The 18,088-nt window shown below is 41.1% G+C and carries 15 protein-coding genes; 12 read left to right on the top strand and 3 right to left on the bottom strand.

Going from position 1 to position 18,088, the window contains the following annotated elements; all coding sequences use genetic code 11:
* Positions 1-55: 55 nt before the first annotated feature.
* Together BUA12_RS04605 and BUA12_RS04600 are read right to left on the bottom strand one after the other, a co-directional pair.
* Positions 56-1,183, bottom strand: a complete 1,128-nt coding sequence (locus tag BUA12_RS04605; protein WP_072708782.1) for an NAD(P)-dependent alcohol dehydrogenase — start codon at positions 1,181-1,183, stop codon at positions 56-58.
* A 562-nt stretch (positions 1,184-1,745) separates the two neighbouring features.
* Entirely contained in the window at positions 1,746-2,540 is a 795-nt protein-coding gene (locus BUA12_RS04600; protein WP_072708780.1) for an IclR family transcriptional regulator, read from the bottom strand.
* 821 nt (positions 2,541-3,361) lie between these two features.
* On the opposite strand from BUA12_RS04600, the gene BUA12_RS04595 reads away from it, so the two are divergent.
* From BUA12_RS04595 to BUA12_RS04545, 11 genes are all read left to right on the top strand, one after another.
* On the top strand, positions 3,362-4,303 hold the full coding sequence (locus BUA12_RS04595; protein ID WP_415735772.1) for a thiamine pyrophosphate-dependent dehydrogenase E1 component subunit alpha: 942 nt from the start codon (positions 3,362-3,364) through the stop codon (positions 4,301-4,303).
* Between the two features lie 16 nt (positions 4,304-4,319).
* Positions 4,320-5,300: an alpha-ketoacid dehydrogenase subunit beta gene (locus tag BUA12_RS04590; RefSeq protein ID WP_072708776.1), complete on the top strand. Its 981-nt coding sequence runs from the start codon at positions 4,320-4,322 to the stop codon at positions 5,298-5,300.
* 15 nt (positions 5,301-5,315) lie between these two features.
* The gene (locus BUA12_RS04585; protein ID WP_072708774.1) at positions 5,316-6,668 is read left to right on the top strand and encodes a dihydrolipoamide acetyltransferase family protein; all 1,353 of its coding nucleotides are present in this window, start codon (positions 5,316-5,318) and stop codon (positions 6,666-6,668) included.
* 12 nt (positions 6,669-6,680) lie between these two features.
* Positions 6,681-8,057: a dihydrolipoyl dehydrogenase gene (lpdA, locus tag BUA12_RS04580; protein WP_072708772.1), complete on the top strand. Its 1,377-nt coding sequence runs from the start codon at positions 6,681-6,683 to the stop codon at positions 8,055-8,057.
* A 165-nt stretch (positions 8,058-8,222) separates the two neighbouring features.
* Positions 8,223-8,975, top strand: a complete 753-nt coding sequence (locus BUA12_RS04575) for an SDR family NAD(P)-dependent oxidoreductase (protein ID WP_072708769.1) — start codon at positions 8,223-8,225, stop codon at positions 8,973-8,975.
* 319 nt (positions 8,976-9,294) lie between these two features.
* On the top strand, positions 9,295-10,362 hold the full coding sequence (locus BUA12_RS04570; RefSeq protein ID WP_072708766.1) for a TRAP transporter substrate-binding protein: 1,068 nt from the start codon (positions 9,295-9,297) through the stop codon (positions 10,360-10,362).
* 173 nt (positions 10,363-10,535) lie between these two features.
* Positions 10,536-11,009: a TRAP transporter small permease gene (locus tag BUA12_RS04565; protein ID WP_072708763.1), complete on the top strand. Its 474-nt coding sequence runs from the start codon at positions 10,536-10,538 to the stop codon at positions 11,007-11,009.
* Positions 11,010-11,033: 24 nt separating this feature from the next.
* On the top strand, positions 11,034-12,410 hold the full coding sequence (locus tag BUA12_RS04560; RefSeq protein ID WP_072708760.1) for a TRAP transporter large permease: 1,377 nt from the start codon (positions 11,034-11,036) through the stop codon (positions 12,408-12,410).
* A gap of 761 nt (positions 12,411-13,171) precedes the next feature.
* Positions 13,172-14,332, top strand: coding sequence for an O-antigen ligase family protein (locus tag BUA12_RS04555; RefSeq protein WP_072708757.1), 1,161 nt, complete (start codon positions 13,172-13,174; stop codon positions 14,330-14,332).
* A gap of 164 nt (positions 14,333-14,496) precedes the next feature.
* The gene (locus BUA12_RS04550; protein ID WP_072708754.1) at positions 14,497-15,051 is read left to right on the top strand and encodes a DUF6241 domain-containing protein; all 555 of its coding nucleotides are present in this window, start codon (positions 14,497-14,499) and stop codon (positions 15,049-15,051) included.
* Between the two features lie 141 nt (positions 15,052-15,192).
* Positions 15,193-16,095 carry an NAD(P)/FAD-dependent oxidoreductase gene (locus tag BUA12_RS04545; RefSeq protein WP_072708751.1) on the top strand — a complete coding sequence of 301 codons (903 nt, stop codon included), beginning with the start codon at positions 15,193-15,195 and terminating at the stop codon, positions 16,093-16,095.
* A gap of 45 nt (positions 16,096-16,140) precedes the next feature.
* Here the strand turns inward: BUA12_RS04545 and BUA12_RS04540 are convergent, their stop codons facing one another.
* Positions 16,141-16,848, bottom strand: coding sequence for a FadR/GntR family transcriptional regulator (locus tag BUA12_RS04540; protein ID WP_072708748.1), 708 nt, complete (start codon positions 16,846-16,848; stop codon positions 16,141-16,143).
* Positions 16,849-16,967: 119 nt separating this feature from the next.
* Between BUA12_RS04540 and BUA12_RS04535 the strand changes: the two genes are divergently transcribed.
* Entirely contained in the window at positions 16,968-18,086 is a 1,119-nt protein-coding gene (locus tag BUA12_RS04535) for a M24 family metallopeptidase (RefSeq protein ID WP_245772744.1), read from the top strand.
* Positions 18,087-18,088 lie beyond the last annotated feature (2 nt).

Here is an 18,088-nt window from a genome sequence, read left to right as displayed (position 1 = left end):
GTATCATTTCGAAGGTGTTTCATATTGTCTTATGCAGTCAGTTTACATATGTTTATTATGCCTGTGCAGCTTTAGGTTTGTACTCTTCATCGATGATCAGGACAGGTTTGACGGTCTTACCGGAAGCGGAGTCCTGACTCGCCTGGTTGATGTCTTCAAACTTGTAGAACTCGATGAGTTTATCGAACGGGAAGCGGTTTGCCCTGTGGAGTTCGACGAGCTGCTTGATCGTCAGCTGCGGGATGGTGTTGCCCATCAGTACACCGATGATCGAACGGTTGGAAACTGAAAGCTCGGTCAGCACGTTCAGTTCGAGGTCACCTTTCTGGACGGCGATCGGTGCGATGACGCCTTCTTTCGCTAGCAGTGAGATGGCCGTCTTGATGACGGGCACAACACCCGTCGTATCCACGATATAGTTGATGCCCTGGTTGCCGGTGAGCTGATTGACTTCTTCCTCAATATCCTGGGTCTTGCTGTTGATGACATGCGTCGCACCGAGTTCGCGTGCAAGTTCAAGGCGGTCATCATGGATGTCGATGCCGATTACTTTCGTGCATCCTGCGATCTTACCGGCCATGAGTGCCGCCATGCCGACGGCGCCAGTACCAAAGACTGCGATGGTGGATCCTGCTTCAGGTTTCAAACCGTTGAACACCGTGCCTGCACCTGTCATGAAGCCGCACCCGAGCGGGCCGACAAGCCTCAAGTCCACATCGTCATCGACGACTGTGACATTCTCCTGTTTGACGATGGAATATGTGCTGAAAGCGGAGTGCATGTACGAATTGATTTTGGTGCCGTCTGGCTTCTCGAAGTAATATGTACCTTCCGAGCGCTTGCCGTCGAGATTCAGTGAGGCGAAGGAGTTACAAGACGCAGGCTTCCCTGTCAGACAGTGATTACAGTGTCCGCAATATTTATAGGACAGGACGACCTGATCCCCCGCTTTGATGTTCTTCACATAACTGCCGACTTCTTCGACGATGCCCGCGCCTTCATGCCCGAGTATCGCCGGCAGCGGGTGGGGCAGCTCCCCCGTACGTGCGACTTCATCCGAGTGGCATATGCCGGACGCCACCATCTTCACCCTGATCTCATCATCCTGGATCTCGCTGAGTTTCACTGTTTCAATCTCGTAGTCTTCACCTGTGCCGTTGACCAACGCTGATTTGATTTCCATTTGTTCTTCTCCTTTGATGTTTTATTTGGTTGTTAAACCTTCTGACACTATAGTGTAATCGTTTACATTAGTGTTGATTTTATAATAGTCTGAAAATTAAAAAATGTCAAGAGAGGCTTTCAAAAACTGGTTACATGGACTTTTATTAAATTGACACTATTGTATATTGTTAGTCAACGTGGGTATTTAATATCCATTCACTTCATTTTTAAATGTTTGTGTAATTTCAGATGAAGAGCTTTCTTATTTGAATTATGAGATATTTGAACGAATTTAAAAAAGACGATCCTTGCTCAATCTTTCGTTGGGCCAGCAGTGTAGAGTTTCACTCACCGAATGTATAGGGTGAGGCGGACTGATGAAAAGATATAGTCTTATGAAAATACATATGCATCTTTTGTATAATGATGTCATATTAAGTTTGCACCTAATCAGTAATGTAGTGACTTATTAACTCCTAAGTGCATAAATGAAATTAAATTTATGCACTTGGAAAACTTCATTGTTTATTCACACAAAGGTTAAAAAAGTATATTGTAGCACCTTATTTATAATATGAATTCTAGATAAGTATTTCTCCTCTCCAGCCAATCGACTGAGAAATTCCATTGGCTGTATTAATAAGCAACTGGGCATTTTCAAGCATCGTTCTATTTTTAGATAATAGACTTGTTGCAGTACTGATGCTCACAGCTCCAAAAATTCTTCCTGTATGATCAAATATAGGAGCGCCGATGCTTGTGACACCATCAACAACATCTTCTTCACTCTGAGAAAAACCTTTCTCTCTTATTTCCTTAATCATATTTAAATAAAAATCATTTTCCCTTTTATTATAAAAATCTAAATTATCATTTGAGGAAAGTGAATGTTCTATTGATTCATCGTCTAAATAAGCTAATATTGCTCTTGGAGCAGCTCCTATATAAAGTGGCCATTGATCGCCAACCTTCATTAACAGTATTTGCACATCATGTCCTTCAACTCTCTCAACACATAATGATTTATTATTATTTAAAACACATAGATAGGAAGAAGCGCGTGTTTTATCGGTTAAATCCTTTAAATAAGGGAGAGCTTTTTCCCCAATATTTATCCTTTCTTTTACTCTTGTTCCAAGTTGAAGAAGACGGTGACCCAGATAGTATTTCCGTGATATCTCATTAAATTCAACTATATTATCTAATAAAAAAGTCTCAAGAATTCTATAACAAGTTGCTTTATTTATACCGGTACCCTTAGATATATCCGTCAGACCAATTTCAGTATTCGATTTCTCTAAAAAGGTAATGATTTTTATGGCTTTCTCTAAAACAGCGACAGACTTAAAACTACCATTAGGACTTTGATTATTCATGCTGAACGCCCCTTTCAATATATTCAGATAATTCATTGACAAAACTATTATACCAAGTTACCATAAGGATACAATAAAATACAAACCAATGGTTCACATAATGAACCAATAATCTACTCATGTACACAAAGTGCTTCAAAATGTCCAGCTACATGTCATTTTTTACTCTTTGTAAAAATTTTAACCGTATTTTAGTAAGCGCTTTCTTTGAAGTTATTATTGATAGGCGTCTAATTATATAACAATTTTCCAGAATATCCAGCAATAAAATACTTCAAACGGTCGAATAAATAAGTATTGCTGTGAGGGTCTGGACAAGACTGAAATGTGATATCACAGTACAAAATATTAATAATTTCATCGAGATATTCCAAAATTAATGTTATTGGTAAGATGAGGTACAACTGAGCAGTATGCAAAGAACTGAGTTGCGTAACCTGAGTTAAAGATATTGAGATGTGTTTGTTGAAGTTACCAGATAACCAGATGCTTGAGCCGCTAGAATTTAAAGGAATAAAGAGAGCATCAGATTCAACAGAAGCAAAAAGTTATGGGAGTGGTCACTTATGCTGTAATGTCACTATTTTAGAAAAACATTTTAATGAAGTGAAGCATGGCGTTTCTTACAAATGTGGTTGTTGCTATCACTCATGATGTTGATAAAGGGAAGAAAGTTGTTTAAATGTTAGGTCCCGATTATTATATCATCGAATCCGTAGAATAGTTACATTTGTAATTTAGTTAAATTAAATACTGTTTCCAAATCAGGAGGTTAAAAAATGGTGAATAATCTAGAAGAAACTATATATTCAAATCAACAAATGAAAAAGATGTTGACTGATATGATGCTGATTAGAAGTTTTGAAGAGGCTGTAGAAAAGTTATTTCAAGAAGGTAAAATCCCTGGAACGATGCATCTCTGTATCGGACAAGAAGCAACAGCAGTAGGTGCATGTGCAGCTCTTACAGATGAGGATAAAATCACAAGTACTCATCGGGGTCATGGTCATAGCATCGCAAAAGGAGCTGAAATTAAGCCAATGATGGCCGAACTGTTAGGTAAGGCGACCGGTTACGGTAAAGGTAAAGGAGGTTCTATGCATATTGCTGATTTAACTATTGGGAACCTGGGAGCTAATGGAATTGTAGCTGCAGGATTACCTATAGGAACGGGTGCTGCTCTTGCATCTCAGATGAAGAAAAAAGGGTATGTTGTTTTATGTTTTTTTGGAGACGGAGCCGCAAATGAAGGAGCCTTTCATGAAGCACTGAACTTAGCTTCTATATGGAATCTGCCTGTAGTATTTTTCTGTGAAAATAATCAATATGGGATGTCTGGCCCGGTGAAAGAAATGGTGAATATTGAACATATTTCAGATAGAGCCAAGTCTTATGGCATCCCTGGATTTACTATAAATGGAAATGACGTTATTGAAGTGGCAAAAGCTACACAAGAAGCAGTCGACCGTGCCAGAAGTGGAGAAGGTCCAACATTAATAGAAGCAGAAACATATAGATGGCGTGGCCATTCAAGAAGCGATGCTAGAAAATATCGTACAAGAGAAGAAGAAAAGGACTGGAGAAATACTAAGGATCCAATTTCTAAATTTAAGGAGAGGTTAATAGAAGAAAGTATTCTTACCGAGAAGGAATTTTTAGAAATTCAAAAGACCATAGATACTGAAATTCATGAAGCAGTATCATTTGCGGAAGAGAGTCCTGAGCCTAGTTTGGATACATTGGAAGTAGACATTTATGTTTGATAAGGAGGAGAGGTAATTGAGAGAGATTACATATGCCAATGCTATAAAAGAAGCCATGGTCCAAGAAATGCGATCTAATGAAGATGTTTTTATTTTGGGTGAAGATATCGGCGTCTTTGGAGGCGCTTTCGGAGTGACGAGTGGTATGCTGGATGAATTTGGACCAGAAAGGGTAAGAAACACTCCTATTTCTGAATCTGCAATCAGCGGATGTGCGGTCGGAGCTGCAATGATGGGAATGAGGCCAATACTAGAACTTCAATTCTCTGACTTTGTCATGATTGCGCTTGATAACATTGTTAACCAAGCTGCAAAAATGCGATATATGTTTGGCGGCAAAACCCATGTTCCGATGGTTGTCCGTTTGCCAAGTGGATCGGGCTTAGGAATGGCAGCTCAACACTCCCAAAGCTTAGAAGCTTGGATGGCACATGTACCAGGTTTAATTGTTATACAGCCTTCAACCCCCTATGATGCAAAAGGTTTAATGAAAACTGCAATAAATAATGATAATCCAGTTATTTTTTATGAGCATAAAGGATTATATAATTCCAAATCAGATGTTCCTGAAGATGAATACGATATTCCCTTAGGTGTTGCGGATGTGAAAAAGGAGGGTGAGGACCTGACAGTTATTGCAACAGGTATTATGGTGCAGCGCTCATTACAAGCTGCTGAACAATTAGAAAAAGAAGGTATCAGCATTGAAGTGATCGATCCGAGGACCTTAGTTCCATTGGACAAAGAAACTATCATTGAATCTGTTATAAAAACTAACCGTGCTTTAGTTGTTTACGAGGCGGTTGAACGTAGTGGTTATGGTGCTGAAATTGCTAGTTTAATCGGTGAAAGCGAAGCCTTTGATTTTTTAGATGCGCCAATCAGCCGTCTTGGAGGCATTGCAACACCAATTCCCTATAACCCATCATTAGAAAAAGCTGCTGTTCCACAAGTGGAAGATATTATTGAAAAAGTAAAATCAATAGTACAAAAATAAAGGGGGTTATATATTTTGGCGGAAAAGCTATTGTTACCAAAAATGGGCGCAACAATGGAAGAAGGTACGATAGAAAATTGGTTGTTGGAAGAAGGGGACAAGGTAGAGGAAGGGGACGCTGTAGTTGAAGTGGCAACGGACAAGGTTACTATAGAAGTTGAAGCTGAAAACGATGGGGTTTTACTTAAAAAATTGTACGCTCCGGGAGACACTGTCCCTGTTCAACAAGCTATCGCCTTCATAGGTGATGAAGGAGAGGATGTGAGTGATCTTTTAGAAGACATTGAAAGTGAAGCATCTGCAGAGAGTGATGCTTCACAATCTGTAGCTGAAAGACCTGTTTCAGAACAAGTGAAAGAAGATATAATTGACTCAACATCAGGAGTGGAAGGGTCTGGATCTATAAGAAGAACTCCAATTGCCCGTCGACTAGCCCAACAAAATAACTTAAGTTTAGAAGATATCACTGGCAGTGGACCCATGGGACGTATTCAAAAAATAGATGTGGAAAGCCACCTTGAGAAATCTGAACAAAAAATCACACCACTTGCACAAAAAATGTCCTCTGATTACGAAGTTGAACTTTCTAAGGTTTCCGGTTCTGGAGCAAACGGTAAAATTATAAAAGATGATATTGTTTCAGCGGAAAGGGAATTGAATACCGCTAAATTGGATACATCTAAGCGAGTTCCTTTTAAGGGCATACGTAAAGTGATAGCTTCACGGATGTCTGAAAGTTTTTATACAGCACCACATGTTACGATGACTTCAGAAATTGATATGACGGAAGCTGTAGAATTGCGTAAAAAATTATTACCAGTCATAGAAGAATCAGAAAAAGTACGACTATCTTATAATGAAATTATTATAAAAGCCACAGCATCTGCTTTAGCACAAAATACAAATATTAATGTTTCTTTAGAAGATGAAAAAGAAATTGTCTATCATCAGGAGATCAACATTGGATTTGCAGTATCTGTACAGGAAGGATTAGTGGTCCCCGTCCTCCGTGAAGTGGATCAGAAAGGCCTTGGCAGATTGACAAAAGAAGCAAAAGCGATTGCTGAAAAAGCGAAAGAAGGCGTAATCACGTCAGAAGAACTAGAAGGAAGCACTTTTACTATTAGTAACTTGGGAATGTTTGCAGTCGATGGGTTTTCTCCAATCATCAATATGCCTAATGCTGCAATCTTGGGTGTTGGTCGTATCCAAGAGAAGCCAATTATTGTTGAGGGTCAAGTGGAAATCCGATCTATGATGACATTAAGTTTATCCTTTGACCACCGTATAATTAATGGTGCACCAGCTGCTCAGTTTTTAACAGACTTAAAAGGAGTCCTTGAAAATCCTTACAAATTAATGATATAGGGAGTTAAGCTTATGACGGTATATGACGTAATAATTGTAGGAGGAGGACCAGGTGGATATGTTGCTGCTGTTAGAGCTGCCAAACTTGGAAAAAAAGTAGCACTTGTAGAAGCAGATTTGCTTGGTGGAGCTTGTTTGAACAAAGGCTGCATTCCTTCTAAGACTTTACTGAATTATGCAGAAGTGATTGAGCAAGTTGATATAGCTAGAAGTTGGGGTATTAATTCAGGTTCCCTCATGCTCGATTATAAAAGGATGCTTGAGAGGAAAGATGAAATAGTTCAAACTCTGCGTAATGGAGTAGAAAGTTTACTTCATAACAATAAGGTAGATATTTATAACGGAATTGCTGAGGTTACTTCTGGACACCAAGTGGTCGTTGATGAAGATACGGAATTAAAAGGGGAAAAAATAATCATTGCTTCAGGGAGTCGACCAAGCATTCCTCCTGTAAACGGATTGGAACAGATTGATTATCATACAACAGATTCAATTTTTGAAATGAACTACATTCCAGATTCAATTGTCATAGTGGGCGGCGGTGTAATAGGAACTGAAATTGCTGATATGTTCTCATCTTTTGGTACGAAGGTCACAATTATTGAGTTAAATGAAAGAATAATACCTACAGAAGATGAAAGCGCTTCAAATCATCTTCTGAAAGCATTGAGAAAAAAAGGTGTAAAGATTTTGTTGAAACACCAAGTCAACGAGGTGAGCCAAGACACTTCGAATAAAAAGTTAGTGATATCAGATGACAGTGGGAAAACAATCACCCTCACTGCAGATGAATTGTTAATTGCAACAGGACGTTCACCCAACACAGATTTAATAAAACAACTTGAATTAGATATGAATGGTCATTTTATTAAAACAAATGAATATTTAGAAACTAGTATAAAAGGGATTTTTGCAATAGGAGATGTAATTGGAAACTATCAGTTGGCACATGTGGCTAGCAGTGAGGCATTGACTGCAGTTGCGAACCTTGATAAGCCACAAATAAAGGCTAACTACTCAGTCATACCAAGATGTATTTATACATCCCCTCAAGTCGCCACAGTAGGAATGATTGAAGGAGAATTAAGAAAAAGAAACATTAAATACAGGGTCTATACCTTTAATTTTGACAGAAATGGAATGGCTTTAGTTACAGGTAAAACCGAGGGATTTTCAAAAATTATGATCGACGAAAAGTATGGTGAGATACTGGGTGTTGTGATGGTTGGAGACCATGCCACTGAGATTATCAGTCAATCATCCTCTTATATGTATTTAGAAGGCACAATTGACGAGTTGGCAAAGATGATTCAACCGCATCCCTCACTATCTGAAGTGTTGATGGAATCTGCAAATTCACTTATTGGTAAAGGTATTCATTCAAATTAAATCACTCACTAAACAATTTTAAATGCTTACTTTAATAGATAGAAGTTGAAGACCCTCTTCGTAATAAGGTTGAAGTGAACATTCTAGAGGAGGAATATCTTTAAAGAATCAGTAATCTGTGCGAAGCGAATTATCTCAATATTCAGATGAAAGTTGGTTGGATTGATGTTTGACATAGAAGGGAAAAAAGTAATTCTTACAGGAGGTGTAAAAGGGATAGGGCTTTCTATAGTAGAAGCTTTCTATAATGCAGGAACGGAAATTGCAGTGATAGATGTCAGCGATGATATATACAGTATTCATGAAGCACTTAATAATGATGGTAGCAGATTGCATTATATACAAACTGATTTGACCAATTCGGATTTATTAAAGGAAGCTTATGAAACCGCATTAGCCAGGTTGGATGGGAAAGTGGATATTCTTATAAACAATGCTGGGATGATACTCAGGAAACCTGCAATGGAATTTCCTTTAGATGTATGGCATAAAATCTACGATTTAAATGTAACATCCCTTTTTGAACTATCAAGGTTGGCAGCCGTGAATATGATAAAACAAAGATCTGGAAAGATAATAAATATGGCTTCAATTGCAGCAGTGGCAGGTTCATATAATAATGCCCCATATTCCGCAAGTAAAGGAGCGGTTTTACAATTGACCAAATCTTTATCTAATGAATGGGCTGAATATGGTATTCAAGTAAATGCTATTGCTCCTGGAGTAATAAAGACAGAGATGAATCAAGAGGTCATGGATGACCCAGAAAGACTAGCTCAATTTAATGATAGAATTCCTGCAAAAAGATTGGGAACACCCGAAGAGGTCGCTGGAACAGCACTGTTTCTAGCCTCGTCAGCATCAGATTATATCACAGGTGCCTTAATACCTGTAGATGGTGGTTTTTTAGGCAGATGAATGAAAACCTTACACTAATGAGGGCTTCATGCATAACAGTAATTAAGTAATCAATCGACCATCCAATATATGTAATTGCATCTGATGTCATTCCTTATAATCATAAAACATGATCGATGAGCGAAACAAATGCTTTAAGGTATGAGTGAAATTTGATCTCCCGCTAGAGTCTGACGAGAACACATGGTCATTAAGGTGTTATAAGAATTAACTTAAGAACCTGGGCTTTTTCTTATTAAAGGGGGTGAACTTACTGTAAGGCCGTCTCAATATTCTGAGAAACTTTAAATTTAAATTAAAAATAGCAGGAGGTATACTTATGAATTTATCTAAGAAAAATTTACTGTCATTACTTTTCCTTGGAACCCTGATACTCGCAGCGTGTGGTAATGGAGATGAGAATGAAGGCGAAGATTCTGCAGCCGAGTCAGATTCTAACGGCGAGTCAGTTGAGATAAGAATGGCAAACCTGGTTAGTGAAACGAATTATCAAAATCAAGGTGCCCTTATGTTAAATGATGAATTTGAAGAAGCCAGTGATGGGGATATTACAATGGAAATTCACTCTGGTGCGTCACTTGCTACTAGTGACGAAGCTCTAATTGATCTTTTAGAGAGTGGATCTATAGAAATGACATCAGTTTCAGCTTATTCGGTGGCAAGTCCGACAGGAATTGACGGGTTTGCAATATTCGATGTTCCTTATTTGTTTGATGACCGTGAAGAATATTATGAGTTAGTAGATGGTGAATATGGTGAAGAGTTAATTTCGTCAGTTGAGGAGAATGAGAACCTGAATAATGTTAAAGTATTAGGGTTTTTAGACCAGGGTTTTTATGGGGTGCTTAGTGCAAATGATGCTATCGAAGAACCTGAAGATATGCAAGGCTTAACAATTAGAAGTTCCCCGGCACCCCTGCAATTGTCAACCCTTGAAGCTCTGGGAGCCAATCCAACTCCTTTAGCGTATGGTGAAATCTACACTGGACTTCAACAAGGTACTATTGAAGGTGTGTCAACATCAACTCCACTATTTTACGCTGATAACTTTCATGAAGCGGCTGATCATGTAACATTAACTAATCAGATTATACTTGCTCATGTGTTGTTGGTTAATGAAGACTTTTATGATGGGCTTTCTGAGGAGAATAGAGAAACCTTTGACCAGGTGACTGAAGAATATCTGGCATTCTATAGAGATTATATCCTTGATGTAGAAGCTGAAACACTAGAAGGTTTTGAAGAAGAAGGTATAGAGATTGTTGAGCTAACTTCTGAGCAGAGAGAAAGATTTGAAGAAGAAACTGATACTGTTATCGAAGAGAATATGGAGATAGTTGGACAGGAAAATTATGATCGTGCATTAGAGCTATTAGGAAAGCAATAGAGTAAGCACATTAACAGTGAGCATTATACTTTATTGGATGATAATTCATAATCGATTGTAAGGGCTTTGTTAGAAGAGCTGCCCGATAAGTAGGGGAGCTCTTCTAATTAATAATATGTTGGAGCAATTATTGTGCATATTCTAAGCAATTTGATTAAGTGTGAGGTGATTCTTTGAAGAAAACAACTAAAAAACCTATAGAAGCGTACGTCAGTTTACTACTATTAGCGGTGATGACGGTTATTATGTTTGCAGAAGTAATAGCAAGATATATTTTCAATTCCTCCATATCCTGGTCATCAGAATTGGTGCGTTATTTATTTATTTGGTTCATTTTTATCAGTGCAAGTTATGCTGTGGTGGAGAAAGCACATATTAGAATTGAGTCCATCCCAATGATTATACCTACTAAAATCAGACCATATACTAATTTAATTGGTAAATTTATATGGGCTTCTTTATCAATATTTGTAGCATATATAGGCTTACAATATTCACTTACCGTTTGGAACAGTACATCGCCTGCTTTGCAATGGTCGATGGGACTAATGTATTTAGGAATCCCAATTGGATATTTTTTAATGACGTTGAGACTTATAAAGCAACTGATAGTTGAAATACGTAGTTTAAAGTCAAGTAACTTATAATTTTTGTAAAGAGGTGATATTTTCATGACTACTCTTTTGATTATAGTAATTTTAGTATTTTTAGTTGCATTGATACTGAATATTCCAATCGCATTTACCTTGGTATTCGCTGGATTTGCTGTACTGATATATAGTGGTGGCGTTCCATTATCTTTCTTTATACAAACTAGTTTTGGAGCTAGTGATTCATTTCCTCTTTTGGCAATCCCATTTTTTATTTTAGCTGGTGAAATTATGAGTACAGGCGGGATAGCCAAGAGATTAATAGATTTTGTCCGGAGTTTGGTCGGTTCACTTACCGGCGGAATTGGCATGATAACAATCATTACCAGTTTCATTTTCGCAGCAATATCTGGTTCAGGAGCAGCTACTGTTGCCGCTATAGGCGGAATTATGATTCCTTACATGGTGAAATACGGGTATCCTAAACCATATGCTGCAACCTTATCAGCGAATGCCGGAGCGCTTGGACCTATCATTCCCCCAAGTATCGTATTTATTATATACGGCGTAATGGCTGGTGTATCTATAGGTGACTTGTTCATTGCTGGTATTATCCCCGGTATGTTATTGGCGGTTTTTTTATTAATTATAAACTATGTGTATAATAAAAAGGAAAAATTTGAAGAGAACTTTAAGCCTTTGAAAGAGGAGATCAAAACTACCGAAGAAGATGTAGAAGTAGTGGTAGAGAATGTTGAGGTGGCTGACGAGAACGTTGATGTAGTCGTAGAGAAAAGAAGCTTTTGGTCTTCTTTGAATGAGGCGAAGTATGCCTTGCTGGCTCCAATCATTATACTTGGTGGTATTTATGGAGGCATAGTCACTCCAACTGAAGCAGCTGTAATAGCTGTTGTGTATAGTTTGCTGGTAAGCGTGGTTATTTATAGAGAGTTATCTCTCACACAGCTTTCAGAAGTATTCATGAGAGCATCTTTAACATCTGGAATAATAATGATTTTTGTTGGTACTGCATCATTCTTTGGTCGTATGCTTGCTTTAGACCAAGTACCTCTGGCACTTGCCAATTCCCTTGCGAGTGTGACTACGAATACTATTATAATCATGTTACTTATAAATGTATTTCTTCTGCTCGTTGGTATGTTCATGGAAACGGTGGCAGCAATCTTGCTGTTTGTACCATTACTATTGCCTATCGTCATACCTCTAGGAGTGGATCCAGTTCATTTCGGTATAATAGTTTGTGTTAATTTAGCATTAGGATTAGTTACACCGCCATTTGGCTTAAACCTTTTTATCGCATCAGATATCGCTGACATTAGTTTTGAACGGACGTTTAAATATTTTATACCGTTTTTCAGCGTATTACTTTTAGCGTTACTATTGATAACTTTTATCCCACAATTAAGTTTATTCTTGCCAAATCTAATGGCAGATTAGATTTAATAGAATTTCTTCAAGAGTATTTATTTAATTTTATATGACAAAATGTAAGCCCAAAGTATAGAATATTAGTGTTATAAATTGACTTGAGAACTCTTCACAAGTCCTTTATACATATATTTATTGGATTTATATCGAAAGGAGGAGGATGATAATTGGAAGATATATTAATCCTCAACTCTTACTCTCTTTCGCAATCTAATTGCATCAATTTACGATAAATATCAATTGAATGGATAGCCATTAAATCAATAATGATAAATCGCAATCTTATGATGATCTTTTCCCCTCATTTCGAGAGAAGGTATCCAAGCTTTGAGCCTGGATATCTTTATTATGTGAATTTGGGATAGTATCACCTTGTTCGACGTGATAGACTATCCATTTTCCACTCCATGACCTCATTTTAAATACTCCAGGTTCAGCATATTTAAAAGTGAATGTCGATTATTCAATTTTTAAGTATTATTTGTAGAAGATCTTCAATCTTAATGGAGCAAACCAGTTGTATAAAGTTTGATAGTTAAAATTTGTCTTATGGCATAAATCCATATACTTTGAATTTAATTTATAAGAGTCGTTCATATTAGCCATAATGAGAACTTTTAAAGAATGAAAGTTTAACTAACACTAACTTTGATGATAGCCTTGCTCGCATCGATCATTTGCCAGTGAGTTTATTCCCTATGTGTAGGTTATGCATACAGGCAGTGGGTAGATAATAGTATAACGATGAAAGCGGGGTGGGAGACATGGACATGCGTGAGATGAAGCGGATATTCTCAAGCAGCGAAGGGATGATTCTGACATTCATATTCACCCTGATGTTCATCGTCACGAACCTCATCATGGTGGACGTGGGCGGTGTCCAGGACCTGATGACCGGGCACAATCAGACGCCGTTCTTCATCCTGATACTGCTCGTCATACTGGCATACCTCTTTAAAAATTCAAGGGTCGAAATAAACCCGTCAAGGGCCATGTTTCTCGTCATTTGGAACTTATATGTTTTGAGCATCTTCATAAGCATGTTCGCGAACCGTGATTTCGTATGGGCGGAAACGATTGTACTGGTGATGCTCTCGGTGATGTTTTTCTTCAGACTGCCGAAGACACTGCTGATCATCATGACGGTTTCAGCGCTTATCAGCCTGCCGGCACTGCTTTTCCAGCCGATTCTATTGAATGAATCCGGGGCGACACTGGTCCTCATCTATACTGCGGGGCTGATCTTCCTGCCGAAGACCAACATGGCCATGTTGTATTACGGCCTGCCTGCACTGGCACTGCTTTTGGTGACGACACACAGCCGGACGGCGATTGCGGTGTTTGCACTGGTGACGGTGATCCAGTTGACCTTCATCAATGTGTATAAGAGGGATAAACGGCATCGGAGCCGATTCCTGATCGGGCTCGCAGCTGTAACGTTGCTGCCGCTCATCGTCTTTTTCAGGCCTTTGCTCAGCCACTTCACTCGGGACGGCCTCGGGATGGACGGTGCAGACTGGAACCGGATCACCAATGGCAGGTACGACCCGTGGATGACGATTTTGGATAACGTCACCTGGCTCGGGGAGGGGCGCGGGTATATCGATTTCACGTCGCTCCTCCACGCGCATAATATATTCTTCGATACGCTCGGGAGATACGGCATCATCACCACTGTGCTGTTTACGGTGCTGATCATCGGCGTATTGGTCATCTCCATGAAGTCGGTGCGGACATTCAACATCGGGCTTTATATCCTCACCTTCGTTCTGATTGGTATGACCGAGTACAATTACCTGTTCATGTTCGTCTATTTCAGCCCGGTGATACTGTTCTTCGTGATTGTGAGTCATCTGCTTGATCAGAGTGGGGAAAGAGAACGAATCGCTTATAAAATGGAATTATGGAATAAAGACACCCATGCCCCTTAGGTGTGGGTGTCTTTGGGTGACGTAAAAAAGACACTGGTATGTTTATGTTGTAATCATTTTAAGACTGCAGTGCTGTTTAATTTGATGTCAGGGCATGTTACACTGTTCATATCCATATAGTGGTAATTAATCTAAATATACACAACAACAGGAAGGACGGTTTCATGTCAGGTTTTACAAAAGTGATCTTATGGACTTTCGGGGTCGTTGCTGTACTTGGAGTGGTTGGTGCAGCTGTCATCGCAATGAACTTCTCGGAAGTGAAGCATGGCGTTCAGAATGCACTCGGCCAGTCTGATGAAGAAGAGTCGGATGTGCCTGAAGAGGACCCGGAACTTGCGGCACTGGCGGACTCCGATTCCGATGAAGGATTTAAAGTCTCCGATGATGAATCGGATGACGGCCTGCCGAGTGAGCGGCAGTTCGCTGACGATCTCCACCATATGACACACCAGAAGGTCACAGCATCACAGAAGTGGGGTCATCTTGAAATCACCGATGAACGGATTGAAGAGATGTACGAAACAGCCGAAGCATCGGATTATACATACAGGGATTTCTATATGAGGGCGCTTGAAGCATGGATGGAAGGCGACTTCTCGAATGCCGTGCAGGTGCACAACACCATATGGAATGAACAGAATGGCAATGTCGGCAAGGCCAGGGGCCTGATGACAGAGGAAGAAGAACGGGAATACAAAGAGAGACATTTTGAATGAGCAGGTCACCGGCCTGCTTTTTTATTTTGGGCGGTGAGGGTATCTCACTCAGCGACCGGGATCTTTATTGGAAGAAATCGTTTGAAAACTTCCGATGAGGGATATAGTGGGTCTAAAGTATGTTTGAAGGTGGAATGAAAAATGTATGATGTAATCGTCATCGGCGGCGGACCCGCCGGTATGAGTGCCGCACTGAATTTCGGGCGGGGACTGAAGGAGACCCTCGTCATCGATGCGGGTGAACCGAGGAACAAGGTGGAGGAGGTATCGAACGGATTCCTCACCCAGGATGATATCAGCCCGCATGAATTCAGGGAAAATGCACGGAAAGATGTATTGAAGTATGACACCGTGGCCCTCACCCAGGACCGGGTGACGGATATCGAGAAGGACGGGGAAATATTCACCGTTACAACAGAGTCGGATGAATTCAAGAGCCGGCAGGTGCTGCTTGCGGCAGGGCTCAGGGAGGAAACGCCGGATATTGAGAATTTTGATGCGTTCTACGGTACCTCCGCATTCTACTGCCCGTGGTGTGACGGTTATGAACTGAAGGGTAAGCGGCTTGCGGTCATGGCGGATGAAGATTCCACAAGCAACCTGGTCATGCTGATCGCGAACTGGAGCAGGGACCTCATCATATGCACGGACGGTAAAAGCCTGCTGAATGATGAGGATAAGGCCATGCTTAAAGAGAAAGGTTTTGACTACAACGAGTCGCCCATCTCCAGGATGAAGGGCCGCGACGGCAAACTGGAGGCACTTGAATTCGAGGATGGGACGACCGAAACAGTTGAAGGTATGTTCGCCAGGATGAACTGGGACACTGATTTTGATTTCCTCGAGACGCTGGATCCGGACAGGGAAGACGGCGGCGGACTCAGGACCAACCCGCTGAGTGAGACTTCAGTCCAGGGACTTTTTGCGGCCGGCGAAACGAAGACCAGCGTCGCAAGCCAGCAGATCAATGCCGCCGCGAGCGGCGCTGATGTTGCGAAAAGCATGATGATCGGGCTGATGAAGGAAGAGTTTAAAAAACTATAAAGATGATGTGAAAGGGGGCCGGTTTCGCCCTCTTTTATAATTGTCTTATGAATGCTTGAAGTGCAGGAAGTTGCTCATATGGTTTTCCATCGCGGCTTTCGCACCTTCCACATCCTGCTGCTTGATCGCCGTTAGTATATCGCCGGTCCGTTCGGTGATGTAGTGTTTATTCTCTATATGCCATTCCATGTTCGAATCGAGGTAGGATTTCGTGATGGCATTGATGATGTTTTTAGCAAGCGGATTTTGTGTACACTCGGCGATGGCCATATGGAACTTCAAGTCAAGGTCGAGTGTTTCCTGCAGGCTGCAGTTGGCGGGCGACTGCATCAATCTGCCGATCTCCTCAAGCTTCTCTATGTTCTCCTTCGTCCGCTTCTCTGCGGCGAGCCCGGCACATGGTATCTCGATCATCTTCCGGATCTCAAGCAGATCTTCTGATTTAAGTTCATTGAAGGTGAGGGAGAAGCTGATGATCTCATACATATTCTTCATCAATTTATCCTCATACGATTCCGTGACGAAATAGCCGCCGTTGCGCCCTTTAACGGTTTTGACGAGGCCTGATTCCTGGAGGTGCTTCAGTGCTTCGTTGACTGTTGGCTTGCTCACTTGCAGCGTTTCCGACAGCTTCTCAAGCGAGGGGAGTTTATCTCCTGGGTTCAATCTCTTCTTCATGATTTCCGCCTTGAAATGGTCGGCGATCTGTTCAGGTATGGACTTCACTTCTATATGCTCCATAAAATTCTGCATAGTCTCATCTCTCTTCTTTATATTTAAATGGTAAAGTTTATTGTCTTTTAGTATAGTTAACCATATTGTATTATTCTAAATATACCAAATAAACAAAATAATGAAAGGGGTTTCATATAGTGAGTACACTTATAAAAGATAAATTCGACTTGCTTGATGAGAAAATGGAGGCAGGAGGCTTCGATGCCTTCATCATCTACGGCCGGGGTGTCGTGACGCAGTACGGCTACCTGTATTACTTTGCGAACTACTATCCGGTGCTTCGTCCGGGTTTCGTTGTGAAGGTGAAGGGTGAGGAACCGATCGTATTCTATACGACGCGTGCGGACCGCTACCTCGCAAAAGAGAAGGGGACGATTAAGGATGTCAGGTTTGCAGGCATCGGGGACGTCGTTGACAGCAAGAACGGCATACTCGGTGAAATCACTTCCTACATCAATGAACAGGGTGCCAAGCGTACGGGTGTATGCGGACTTGAAACGCTGATGACGCACAATGAAGCACAGTTCCTGAAGGATAATATAGAGGGCGACGTCGTCGACGGCACAAACGTCATCCAGGAAATGAAAGCGCTTAAGTGGGAAGAGGAGCAGGAAGCGGTGCGTGAGACATTCCGTATCGCGGAGGAAAGCCATGCGGCATTTGAAGCGAACATTGCACCGGGCAAGCCGTTCGCTGAAGTGGCGGCGGAAGTCGATAAGATTGCGCGTGCCAACGGCTGCATCTCGACTCTGATCTTTTTGGAGGACGGGCCTTACTTCCTGAGGAAGCCGACGCTCGATACAGTCGGGGAGTCGGGGCTTGTCACAGCATTCACCGAAATCGTCGGACCGAATGGCACATGGGTGGAGAAGGGCAGTTTATTTGGGGTCGGCGAACTGACGGAAGGGGAGAAAGCCGTCGGGGAAGCTTGCGTCGCTGCGATGGAGGCGGTGCGGGATACGATGAAACCGGGTGTGAAAGTATCCGAGCTTGCACGGGTCATCAGTGAGCAGTCGACGCATCTCGATGTCAATCCGGGCATCTGGCATGGCCACGGCGTCGGCGTCGACCATGATATACCGATCATCCGGGAGGATTCGGATGCGGTCATCGAACCGGGCATGGTGCTGAGCGTCCATCCGAACATCTCGAATAAGGATGAAACGGTCGGCGCGAGCATTGCGGATGTATTCCTTGTCCATGACGATCACGCCGAATCTTTGAGCGGCGGCAATTACGATATCACGTATTTATAAGG

This window comes from Lacicoccus alkaliphilus DSM 16010 (assembly GCF_900142805.1).
In the GTDB taxonomy this organism is placed as follows: Bacteria; Bacillota; Bacilli; order Staphylococcales; family Salinicoccaceae; genus Lacicoccus; species Lacicoccus alkaliphilus.
Note: the sequence above shows the minus strand (reverse complement) of the source record. Positions and strands in the feature narration are given on the sequence as shown.